Origin of the sequence: Pseudomonas sp. (assembly GCF_028293835.1) — a bacterium.
Taxonomy (GTDB): domain Bacteria; phylum Pseudomonadota; class Gammaproteobacteria; order Pseudomonadales; family Pseudomonadaceae; genus Aquipseudomonas.
This window is the reverse complement of record NZ_JAQGNX010000089.1, coordinates 60806-72433: the sequence shown is the minus strand read 5'-3', so window position 1 is coordinate 72433 and position 11628 is coordinate 60806. Positions and strand designations below refer to the sequence as shown.

The window sequence follows — 11628 nt, the reverse complement described above, 5'->3', positions numbered from 1 at the left end:
GCTACCGTCGGAGAGAAATATTTTGCAGATATTCCATATTATGGTATACCAATATACAATCAGCCGAATAGCCGTTCTTAACGACGTGCTTCAACCGGCTAGAACACCCGGGAGCGCCCAGGGCTCACTCCAGGCAACAGGCCCGCAATCGACCGGCCGACAACAAAAGATCCGAGGTAAGCGTCATGAAATTTTCCCTGTTCGTGCACATGGAACGTTGGGACGAAAGCGTCAGCCACCGTCAACTGTTCGAAGACTTGACCGAACTGACCCTGATGGCCGAAGCCGGTAGTTTCAGCACTGTCTGGATCGGCGAACACCACGCCATGGAATACACCATCTCGCCTAGCCCGATGCCGCTGTTGGCTTACCTGGCGGCCAGGACCCGCACCATTCACCTCGGCGCCGGCACCATCATCGCGCCGTTCTGGCACCCGTTGCGGGTCGCTGGCGAATGCGCGCTGCTGGATGTGATTAGTAACGGTCGTATGGAAGTCGGCCTGGCGCGCGGCGCCTATCAAGTGGAATTCGACCGCATGGCCGGCGGTATGCCTGCGTCGTCCGGCGGCCAGGCACTGCGGGAAATGGTTCCAGTGGTGCGCGCCTTATGGAAAGGCGATTACGCCCACGATGGCGATATCTGGAAGTTCCCGACGTCCACCAGCGTGCCAAAGCCGATCCAGAAGCCTAATCCACCAATGTGGATCGCCGCGCGCGACCCGGATTCGCACAACTTTGCGGTGGCCAACGGCTGCAATGTAATGGTCACGCCGCTGATGAAGGGTGATGAAGAAGTCCTGGATTTGAAGAACAAGTTCCAGGCCGCTCTCGATAACAACCCGGACGTGCCTCGCCCGCAACTGATGGTGCTGCGTCACACCCACGTGCACGAGGTCGATGATCCTGAAGGCTGGAAAGTCGGGGCCAAGGCAATCTCGCGTTTCTACCGTACGTTCGATGCCTGGTTCGGCAACAAGGAGGTACCGGTCAACGGATTCCTGGCACCGAGCCCTGAAGAAAAATTCGCCACTCGACCGGAGTTCGAACTGGAGAGCATCCACAAGAGCGCGATGATCGGCACCGCGCAAGAAATTATCCCGCGCATCAAGTACTACCAGGAACTGGGGGTCGATGAGTTCAGCTTCTGGTGCGATAACAGCCTGCCCCACGCGGAGAAGAAAAAATCCCTGGAGCTGTTTATCAAACAGGTGGTGCCAGCGTTTCGCTGAGCCCGCTGACCTGCCCCTCGGACGCGAAGCCTTGGGGTCAACCTGACTGGGGTGAAGCTCATCCGGGCAGACAACAGTCTGCCCGGCCCTCGAATATGACCTTTTTTTCCTGGCCTCCGATATGGCTCTACTCAAGCGGTGATCAGCAAATCCCGCAGCGATGCAATGTCTCTCATATTCTCCAAATGATTTACTGCATTGATCAATTTCTCGCTCCGGCTTTTCCCGATCACAGGGACGATCAGATCCCGAACCTTGGCGTTCACTGCATCAACGCTCAGAGGATTTTCCTTAGTGCCAGAGGGATAGCGTGTGTGATGCGTCAACGTCTGCCCGTCGTTCAGGATCACAGTGACGATTGCTCCACGAGGGGCTGCGGGATCGTCCAAGGATTTGTCGACCACCACGTTCACCTTCGCGCGCTGCTCCACCATCCGGGGCTGATGCATAAGTGTGGAGTCATGGCTGTCGACAAACGAGACCGCGCCCTTCACCAGCGCCACTGCAACCATATGGGCGCAATTAACATCTGGCATTGCACTGTCCCCCACGATGCCGATAGCGTCACTAGGCACTTTCACCTCAATGCTTTTGACTTGATCAGGGGTAAGGCTGTGCTCCTTGCGCAGGGTCAAAAGCGCGTCCAATGATGCCTGGATCGGGTACCCTACCGAGTACGTCTTGATCGCAGTTTCGGTGACAAAATAGCGAATACCGAGGCCCTCCAGCATGAGTTGCGGCTGTGGCTGGGTTGACAGTGCGATCAACAAATTATGGGTGCCGTCCAGCACATCATCCACGCCTGTCATTCCGGCCTGGACCATGGTGACAGCCTGAACGCCGTTGCGAGCGCCCATGCCGGCAAAATCGAATGCCTTTTCGATGTGATCGTGGTCTTTCACCCAGCTCCACAAGCCCGACTCCTGCTGCGCCGCGTACGACAGCGCAAACCGTGTGCTCTGCTCGTCGAGCTTCGCTAAAGCTGACGCTGCACCTACGGCGCCAAACGTGGCGGCGGTCCCTTCCGCGCTACGGTGACTCCCCCGCACACGGTCTGGCCCAAGCGCCATCAGCAACCGGCAACCGGTGTCGTAACCCAGCGCCACAGCCCGCATGAAGGCCTCGCCACTGCTGTGTTGCCATTCACCCATGGCCAACGCTGCTGGCACAACCGAACTTCCAGGATGAGCTTTAGTGACCGGTTCAAAATCATCGGTTTCATCGGAGTGCGCGCACATGGCATTAGCGAGCGCCGCATTGACTGTGCTGGTCTTCAGGTTCGATCCGACTACGCTGGCTTGCCGAGTGCCGCCCTGCCCCCGCACGTATTCTGTAGCTAACTGACCGGGCCGCATGCGCGAGCCGGAAAGCATCGCCCCTAATGTATCCAGAATATGGTTCTTGCAGGCGATCGCCACGTCAGCGGGCAGCGCCGCGCTTCGCGACGCCACCATGTAATGCGCCAGCTGTGCCGTCACGTCGGTAGCCGCTTCGGCAGCCAATAACAGGCGGCAGGGCGTGAAGCCGGCCGCCAAAACTGCGCCGCCTTTGAGTAACTTACGCCGAGACCATACTAGGCGATCAGACATTAAACCTCCCCAAGCCTCAAGCGCTCATGGCGCTGAGACTTTTTTTATTTATCGGGTCGCACGGTAGATGCGATCAGTGGACGTTAGCTGACAACGGTCGCCGCCTTGGCGATGTCAGCTGCGCTCTCGAGTTGTTCAACGTCCCAGCAGGTCGCAATAAGCTTGCGTGCCTGGTCGTCCGACAAAATGCCTTTAGCCAGATCGAGAAACTTCGCCTCTAGTTGTTGATCGGTCATCGGTACCTCAAGGCTGCCAATGGCATGTTCGATAAACTTGTGAAGCGTGCGGCCGTCTTTCAGAGTGATAGTCATGTCCACCTGCTCTGGCCTGATGGCCGGGTCAATCGTGGCAGTTACCTTGTCACGCAAGCTGATTACGGTCGGATCAAGCACAGCACTGTCGCTGTACTGGCGTTCTCCAGCCGCCCCTTGAATAATGGCGACTGCAACCGAGTGGTAGATGCTGAACTTACCCTCAAGGCCTGTTTTGGGCGTTTTTTTACCGGTCAGTTCGATCACGAGTGGATGAACCTTCAGGTCGACCCGACTGATCTGGTCTGCGCTCAGTGAGTTCTCATTTCGCAATTGAATAGCCGCGTCCAAGGCGGGATGAATGACGATGCCGCAAGCGAACGGCTTGTAGGTGTTTAGCGTTGATTCATAGCGACTGCCCAAACCATCGGTGATTTCAGAAAAGTCCTGCTTGGTGCTAATGGTGTGCGCCCAGCCGCGCTTTGCTTCAATCATCGAGTCTGAACTGGTGAAATCTTTGGCGGCTAAAAAAGCGGCGAACAAGCCGTTGCTTGCGGCCCGCCCAGGGTTGAAGCTTTTATTCATGGAGCCGAAGGATTCACGCAATCCGACTGGCTGCGATGCAGCCAGGCCCAACGCCCAGACCATTTGTTGCTCGGTCAGATTGAGAAGTTTACCGACCGCAGCGGCTGCGCCAAACACACCAGCAGTGCCAGTAATGTGCCAACCGACATCGTAGTGATTGGGATAAACCGAATTGCCGATACGACACTCCGTTTCAATCCCAAGGATCAGCGCATTAAGAAACTCTTTGCCCGTTACCGGGTGATATTCCGAAAGTGCCAGAATCGCGGACATTACCGGCCCGGCGGGATGAATGATGGTTTTGAGATGGGTGTCATCAAAATCGAAAATATGGCTGGCAACGCCATTCAAGAACGCAGCATTCATGACGTCGAAGCGCTGTGATCGGCCTAACAGGCTCGACTGCGGCGGCCCGGAAAACGGGGTCAAGGCTGCGATGGCGCGATCAAGGGTCTCATGGTGCGATCCTCCCACCGCTACGCCCACCCAATTGAGTAGCGTTCGTGTACCTTCCTTGCGCACATTGGCGGGAAGGTCCTCATAGCGCGCTTGCACGATATAGCGGGCAAGTGTTCGGGTAACGCCCTGTCCATCACTGCCCGGTTTGGCGACAGGTTCAGTCGGTGCCGGCTTTGCAGTCTCGGCTGCAAACGTCAAGCCAGGCGTCGCTGCGGCGATGGAGGCAATGGCTCCAACCTTCAAAAGATTACGGCGATTCAAAGAGTTCACGGGTGTGTTCCTTTCTTATAGTTGTCAGGTGGCGGGTTGCGCTGAACGATAATGAAGGAGCTTTATCAGTATGTTAATTGCAAGAATCGGATGGATTTATGCGCGGCGAACATAAAATAGAAATGAGCGACTTGCGTTCGTTCGTAACGGTAGCCGAGCGTGGAAGTTTCAGCGCGGCTGCAGTGGACCTGCACTTGTCGCAGCCTGCCCTCTCTCGTCGCATTGCCAAACTGGAAAGCACCATGGGTGTTCGCTTGATCGAACGCACTACGCGGCGGGTCGACCTGACCGCCGTCGGACGTGATTTCGCTCGCAAGGCGCGAGAAGTGCTGAACGCTTTCGAATCATCACTGTCGGGCATAAACGAGGGCACAAGCCATCTTTTTGGCGAAGTTACCGTCGCCTGCGTGCCCTCCGCTGTCATCCATTTCCTCCCTGATGTGCTCAAGGAGTATCGCCGTATCTACCCAAGAATCCTGGTCCGCGTCATAGATGAAGGCGCGAGCCATACCCTATCAAGCGTCGCTCGAAGTGAAGCGGACTTCGGGATCAATTACATCGGTGCCCAGGAAATCAACATTGAATTCGAGCCAATGTTCAAGGAGCGGTTTGTGCTGGCCTGCCGTTATGATCATCCGCTGGCCGAACGAACGTCCGTGACGTGGGCCGAGATCCACGAATTCGATTACATCGCCGTCGCCAAAGCCAGTGGCAACCGCTTTCTTCTGGATATGGCGCTGGCAGACTTACCCACATTGCCGCACCCCGTCTGCGAAGCGAGGCATGTCCGAACAGTGGTTGACATGGTCGAGGCTGGCTTAGGAATAGCCGCTGTGCCGCTACTGGCAATGCCTCGCCCAAACCCGCATTCCACGTTGCGCAGCATTGCTCTGGAACAGCCGCAGGTTTCCCGCACCCTGGGATTGATTCGTCGTCGTGGACGAGTGCTTTCTCATGCTGCCGAACAGCTGTATGGGATGATCAAGCAGTGGTCGATCCATACACCCCTTACTGCCTGAGTTGCGCTCCTGGGTCAAGTTCACGCTCAAAACCCAACAAGGCATCAAGACCCTTCGACCCAGAAGGCCACCCTACCCCGTAACCGACACCCCCAAATCCCGCCCAGACGCTTACTGCCTTAAGCGACCTCTGCATGCCTGTCACCGACAAATTCCTCCTCGCCTCTTTATTTAATTTACTAGTTGATTAATTAATGGCGCGTCGCTGGATGAATGCTTCCAGGCGAGATCGCAACCGAACGATTTCCCGCAAGCAGAGCTGAAAAGCTTCCTCCGCAGACGGTTGACTGCCGCCAAACAGATACTGGGCAAGGTGTTGCTCATAGACTCTCTCAGGAGAAATGCGATGCGTAGGTTGATGTGTGCACAACTGGCAGCAATAGCAGTCCTCGGTTCAGCCACGGCTTTTGCACAAGACACGATCAAGATTGGTGTCATACAGCCGTTGACCGGGTCGGTCGCCTACAACGGCACCGCGGATGTCAATGGTGCCAAGCTGGCTGTCGAAGAACGCAATAAGGCCGGCGGCGTGCTGGGGAGGCAAATTCAGTTGGTGATCGAAGACGGCCAATGCAGCCCGGCCAACTCGGTCAATGCCGCTGAAAAGCTCATACAAAAAGACAAGGTTGTCGCATTCTCCGGCGCGTTCTGCAGCTCAGCCACGGCGGCAATTATGCCCGTGGCCCAAAAGTACAAACTGCCGCTGCTGACCGGCGTGTCCTCCATGGCCGGCCTGACTGAAAAGGGTAATCCGTATTTCTTCCGCTCCGCCGAGACCGACGCCCTGCTGGCAAACGCCTTTTCAAAAGTCATCGCTGACACCCTGAAACTGAAGAAGGTCGCCTACATCGGCGTGAACGACGATTGGGGCCGTGGCGGCGTCGAAGAGTTCTCTAAGGACCTCTCAGGCCGGGGCGTTGAAAACGTGATGACCGAGTATTTCGATCACGGTACGACCGACTTTTATACGCTCCTGGCCAAACTCCGTAACTCAGGCGCCGATGGCGTGTTCGTAGCGGCGGAAACCCAGGACGGTTCGATTCTGGTCAAACAGTTGAAAGAGTTCGGCATCAACATGAAAGTCTTCGGCGTTGGCTCGTGGGCCACTGCCGATTTCGTCAATCTGGCGGGCGATGCATCTGAGGGCATTTATGCCGCCGTCCCTTATGTCGAATCCCTGCCCGGCGAGCGCAATGAACAGTTCGTGGCTGCCTACAAAGCCCATTACAAACAGGCGCCAGACAAGTATTCGGCAGCCGGCTACAACGCCACCAATATTCTGATGGAGGCCATCCAGCGCGCCGGTTCCACCGATGCTGAACAGATTCGCGTGGCGCTCAACGCCACCGACTATCAAGCACCTAACGGCCACTATCGGTTTACCGACAACGGCCAGGCGTATGGCTTCAATGCCGCGCTGGTGCAGATCATCAACAAACAGCCCAAGGTCGTCGCTACCACCTCTGTTGAAGCCCCCATACTGTCTGCCAAGGGAGAATGACGGTGAACCTCTTCCTGCAGTTCCTGGCTAACGGGTTGGTGACAGGGACGTTCTATGCGCTGTCCGCGTTGGGTCTGACCCTCATTTTCGGATTGATGCGCATCGTCAATTTCGCCCATGGCGAGTTTTACATGCTCGGCGGTGTTCTCGGCTGGTTTGTCACCACGCGACTGGGTCTGGATTTTTTTTCCGGCCTGCTGGTTGTTGCGGTGGTCATGGCGGCATTCGGCTGGGCCGTGGATCGCTTTCTCATGGAGCGGGTTCGAGGCCAAGGTGAAGAACCGGCCATCCTGCTGACCATCGGCCTTTCGATCTTCCTCGCCAATTCGGCACTGATCATGGCCGGTAGCGCGCCACTGAAGATCGAAGGCCCTGTGCCCAATGCGCCGATTTTCCTTGGCCCGGTGGTGCTGACTGAGATGCGCGTGTTCGCGGTGGGCGCGTGCGCCGTGCTGATTCTGGGCGCGCATTTGTTGATCAAAAAAACCAGGCTCGGCCGTGCCATGCGCGCCACCTTTCAGGACCCAATGGCAGCAAAACTGGCGGGCATCAACACGGCTCGGGTGTATGCCGCCACGTTTGCCTTGGGTTCTACGTTAGCGGCCTCTGCCGGCATGCTGCTGAGCGCCATTTATTCGGCCCAGGTGGCCATGGGCGGGGTCGTCAGCCTGAAGGCTTTCGTCGTGGTGATTCTCGGGGGCATGGGCAGTTTTGCCGGGGCCATTGTCGGCGGGCTGCTGCTGGGTGTCGCTGAAGCAATGTGGGGCGGCTACATCTCTACCGGCATGGTGGATATCGTCGGCTTCATCATTGTGATCCTGACCTTGATCTTCAAACCCTACGGCCTGTTCTCATCAGCCCGCTCGGAAAGGGCATGACATGAAAATCGAACGCAATACTTTGCTGATTCTTGCGGTGCTCGCGGTGTTTTTCCCGCTGCTGGTGAGTGATCAATACGTGCTGCACATCGGCATCATGGTGCTGTTTTACACCGTGCTCGCCTCCAGCCTGAACCTGACGGTCGGGTACGTGGGAGAGTTTTCCCTGGGGCATACCGCGTTTCTCGGCCTGGGCGCTTATACGGCGGCCATTCTGTCGACGCATTTCGGTCTTCCGATGTGGCTGACGGTTCCGCTGGCCGGCGTTGTCGCGGCGGTCTTCGGCGTCCTGATCGGGGCGATCACCTTGCGCCTGCAAGGCCCCTATTTCGTGATCATCACCCTGGCCTTCGCCGAAGTGCTGCGCATCATCGCCAACAACTGGATCGGCGTGACCAACGGACCCATGGGCATCGCTGGCGTCCCACAACCGGAACTGCTGGCCACCGCTTCAACGCTGCTTGCCAAACGTCTGTACTTCTATATCGCGTTGCTGATTACTGCCATCACGCTGTACCTCTCCTATCGTTTTGTCTACTCCAGTACGGGACGCGCTGCCGTGACAGTGCGGGAAAACCGTTATGTTGCCCAATCGGTAGGCATCCTGCCGTACGGACATGCCATGCGCGCCTTTGTGCTCGGGGCTTTTCTGGCTGGGTTGGCGGGTGGTTTTTACGCTCACTACATTTCGTTCGTCGGCACCGACGTGTTCCGGTTCAGCTTCATGGTGACCATGATCATCATGGTGTTGATCGGCGGCAAAGGCACATTGCTCGGGCCGCTGGTGGGCGCGTTGCTGGTGACCTTGCTGGAGGAATACCTGCGCGAAGCCCAAGAGTTGCGGATGACCGTGTTCGGGCTAATCGTCATGCTCGTGGTGCTGTTCCTGCCTAAAGGGCTAATGGGTTTCTTGACCCTGCGGCGCGAACAGCGCGAAGACCCGATCGCCTCGCCGGCCCGCACACGGGTTCAAGGAGACGTCGCATGAGCGTGCAATCCCTCCCCTCGCCCTTGTTATCTGTGCACGGTCTGGAAAAATCATTCGGCGGACTTAAGGCGGTACAGAACGTCAACTTTGAGGTCAAACCGGGTGAAATTCTGGGCTTGATCGGCCCCAACGGTGCCGGCAAGACCACTTGCTTCAATCTGATAACCGGGTTCTACGCACCGTCAGCCGGACGCGTACTGTTCAAAGGCGAGGACATTACCGGTAGAAGACCGTATGTCATCGCGCAAAAAGGCCTGGTACGCAGCTTTCAAAAGACCAACGTTCTGAAACCGCTGACGGTATTCGAGAATGTGCTGGCGGGGCATTACCTGAGTACCCGGCAATCACTGCTGGACACGTTCTTTCCCCGGGCCCATGTGCGCCAGGCAGAACAGGCCGCCCGAGACAGCGCGGCGTTGATCATCGAAACCATGGGCCTGTCCAAACGCATCAATACCCCGGCCTATGTGTTGTCCTGTGGCGAGTTGCGGTTGCTGGAAGTGAGCGTCGCCCTGGCGGCCTAACCCACCCTGCTCATGCTGGACGAACCGGCCGCCGGCCTGAACAGTAATGAAGCCCTTGTGTTCGGTGAAATCCTCAAACGTCTGCGCCAGACCCAGGTTCAATCAATCGTTATCGTCGAACACAACATGGGCCTGGTGATGGGTTTGTGTGACCGCCTGGTGGTGATGAATTTTGGACAAAAACTGACCGAAGGCACACCCATGCAAGTGCAAGGCAACCCACAGGTCATAGAGGCCTATCTCGGAAAGGCACGCGCATGAATCAGACAAGCACAGCTCTCCTGGAGATTCGCGATCTGCAGGTTGCCTATAACAAGGCACCGGCACTTCACGGTATCGACCTGCACATTGCCCAGGGCGAAATCGTTGCGCTGATCGGTGCCAATGGCGCGGGCAAGAGCACAACGCTGCGGGCGATTTCAGGCCTGCTCAAGCCCCTCTCGGGCGCGATTGAGTGGGAGGGCAAACCAATCACCGGCTGGAGCGCAGAACGTATCGTCGCCCAAGGCATCGCCCATTGCCCGGAAGAGCGCCACGTCTGGCCGTCAATGACGGTGAAGGAAAACCTCATGCTCGGTGGCTTCCTGTGCCGAAGCAGCGCCGAGGTCGAGACGCGTATCGGCATGGCCTTTCACCGTTTTCCCCGCCTGCGCGAGCGACAAAAGCAACTGGCGGGCACCTTGAGTGGCGGTGAGCAACAAATGCTCGCCATCGCCCGGGCGCTGATGTCCGAACCCCGGCTGCTGCTGTTGGACGAACCCAGTCTTGGCCTGTCACCAAAAATGGCCGACGAGGTCTTTGATGTGGTGCGTGAAATCAATGCCCACGGGGTCACAGTGATGGTGGTCGAGCAAAACATTTACAACGCACTGTCCGTGGCCTCTCGGGCTTACGTGGTCGAGACCGGACGCATCAGTCGCAGCGCCGATGCCGACAGTCTGCTCCATGACCCGGAGCTGCTGAACGCCTATCTGGGAGCTTGAAGGGTTCGTTCAGCCATCGAGCCACAAGGTCCCGATTGATAATTAATTAACTGTGTACTTAATAAGGAGCATCCTCATGACTCGTCCATTTCGTGTCGCCATCATTGGTGGCGGAATAGGTGGCGTCGCCCTCGCCCGCGCCCTGCAACTCCAAGGGATCGACTTTCATCTGTTCGAACGCGCCCAAGCCTTCGGCGAGATCGGTGCCGGGGTGCAAATGACGCCCAACGCCGTCAAGACGTTGAAAGCACTCAAGGTCGAAGATGGCCTGCGACGCATCGGCTTCTTGCCCGAAGCAATGGTCGGACGCAACTGGGAGACCGGCAGCGAACTCTTCCGGACACCGCTCAAAGACAGTTGCCTTGAAGTGTATGGCGCTGAATTCTTCCACGTTCACCGCGCTGACCTGCATGCAATCCTGTCGGAAAATATCGCGCCGCACCAAGTGACCTTTGGCGCGCACTGCACCGGCGTGGCCCAGAGTACTGGCTCGGCCATCGCCATGTTCGCCGATGGAACCCGGTTCGAGGCTGATTTAGTGGTGGGTGCCGATGGCATCCATTCCGCTGTACGTGGCGCTTTGTGGGGCGAGGACAAACCGCAATTCACGGGCCATATGTGCTGGCGCGCCCTGGTGCCGGTCGAGGAACATCCCCTGCCCTTCGTCAGCCCGGACGCTGCGTTCTGGATGGGGCCAAAGGCCCATGTCGTGACCTACTACGTCAAGGGCGGCAAGGCGGTGAATATCGTCGCCGTCGCCGAAACAGAGGACTGGGTGAAAGAGTCCTGGACCGAACACAGCTCGACAGAAGAACTCATGCAAGCCTACACCGGGTGGCACAGCAACCTGATCGAGCTGTTCAAGCGAACTGATCCTTCACAGACCTACAAGTGGGGCTTATTCGACCACGATCCAATGGATCGCTGGTCCGTCGGGCATGCCACTTTGCTAGGTGACGCGGCGCATCCGATGCTGCCGTTCCTGTCCCAGGGCGCCGCGATGGCCATCGAAGACGGGTACGTGTTGGCTGAGGCCCTTGCGCATTTTGCAACCGACATACCCGCAGCGCTTGAAGCCTATGAAACCGAGCGTCGCCCTCGCACCTCCCAGGTTCAGCTTCAGGCTCGCGAGCGTGGCCGTACCTATCACTTGTCTTCGCCTGAAGAGTTGCGCAAACGCGATCTTGCCTATCAGCAAGAACAAGCCAACAACCCCAACGCGGTGGGTATCCGTGCCGAGTGGATTTACGAATATGACGCCACGACCTGTCGCGAGCGTTTCGACACGCAAACGCTGACGGCCTGATCAGCGATCTGAACGGGCGGGAGAGCAACCCGCCTCAAGGACCAAG

General features: G+C 57.5%; 11 protein-coding genes. 9 read left to right on the top strand and 2 right to left on the bottom strand.

Annotated elements, in window-relative coordinates; all coding sequences use genetic code 11:
- The first annotated feature begins 185 nt into the window (after window positions 1–185).
- The gene (locus JWR17_RS11845) at window positions 186–1229 is read left to right on the top strand and encodes an LLM class flavin-dependent oxidoreductase (RefSeq protein ID WP_299831575.1); all 1044 of its coding nucleotides are present in this window, start codon (window positions 186–188) and stop codon (window positions 1227–1229) included.
- Between the two features lie 131 nt (window positions 1230–1360).
- Here the strand turns inward: JWR17_RS11845 and JWR17_RS11840 are convergent, their stop codons facing one another.
- Together JWR17_RS11840 and JWR17_RS11835 are read right to left on the bottom strand one after the other, a co-directional pair.
- A complete protein-coding gene (locus JWR17_RS11840; RefSeq protein ID WP_299831572.1) occupies window positions 1361–2818 on the bottom strand; it encodes an MmgE/PrpD family protein in 1458 nt (485 codons plus the stop codon).
- An 83-nt stretch (window positions 2819–2901) separates the two neighbouring features.
- Complete coding sequence (locus JWR17_RS11835; RefSeq protein ID WP_299831569.1) at window positions 2902–4383, bottom strand: MmgE/PrpD family protein; 1482 nt, start codon at window positions 4381–4383, stop codon at window positions 2902–2904.
- Window positions 4384–4481: 98 nt separating this feature from the next.
- Between JWR17_RS11835 and JWR17_RS11830 the strand changes: the two genes are divergently transcribed.
- The 8 genes from JWR17_RS11830 to JWR17_RS11795 all read left to right on the top strand — a co-directional run bounded on the left by JWR17_RS11830 (window position 4482) and on the right by JWR17_RS11795 (window position 11582).
- A complete protein-coding gene (locus JWR17_RS11830) occupies window positions 4482–5402 on the top strand; it encodes a LysR family transcriptional regulator (RefSeq protein WP_299831566.1) in 921 nt (306 codons plus the stop codon).
- Window positions 5403–5748: 346 nt separating this feature from the next.
- A complete protein-coding gene (locus JWR17_RS11825; RefSeq protein WP_299831563.1) occupies window positions 5749–6903 on the top strand; it encodes a penicillin-binding protein activator in 1155 nt (384 codons plus the stop codon).
- 2 nt (window positions 6904–6905) lie between these two features.
- The gene (locus JWR17_RS11820) at window positions 6906–7781 is read left to right on the top strand and encodes a branched-chain amino acid ABC transporter permease (RefSeq protein ID WP_299831560.1); all 876 of its coding nucleotides are present in this window, start codon (window positions 6906–6908) and stop codon (window positions 7779–7781) included.
- Between the two features lies 1 nt (window position 7782).
- Window positions 7783–8769: a branched-chain amino acid ABC transporter permease gene (locus JWR17_RS11815; RefSeq protein ID WP_299831557.1), complete on the top strand. Its 987-nt coding sequence runs from the start codon at window positions 7783–7785 to the stop codon at window positions 8767–8769.
- Entirely contained in the window at window positions 8766–9293 is a 528-nt protein-coding gene (locus JWR17_RS11810) for an ATP-binding cassette domain-containing protein (RefSeq protein ID WP_299831554.1), read from the top strand. Before JWR17_RS11815 ends, JWR17_RS11810 begins: the two co-directional genes overlap by 4 nt.
- Window positions 9294–9305: 12 nt before the next feature.
- The gene (locus JWR17_RS11805; protein WP_299831551.1) at window positions 9306–9554 is read left to right on the top strand and encodes a hypothetical protein; all 249 of its coding nucleotides are present in this window, start codon (window positions 9306–9308) and stop codon (window positions 9552–9554) included.
- Window positions 9551–10276, top strand: coding sequence for an ABC transporter ATP-binding protein (locus JWR17_RS11800; protein ID WP_299831548.1), 726 nt, complete (start codon window positions 9551–9553; stop codon window positions 10274–10276). The genes JWR17_RS11805 and JWR17_RS11800 overlap by 4 nt, the downstream gene beginning before the upstream one ends.
- Window positions 10277–10352: 76 nt before the next feature.
- Window positions 10353–11582, top strand: a complete 1230-nt coding sequence (locus JWR17_RS11795; RefSeq protein WP_299831545.1) for an FAD-dependent monooxygenase — start codon at window positions 10353–10355, stop codon at window positions 11580–11582.
- Window positions 11583–11628 lie beyond the last annotated feature (46 nt).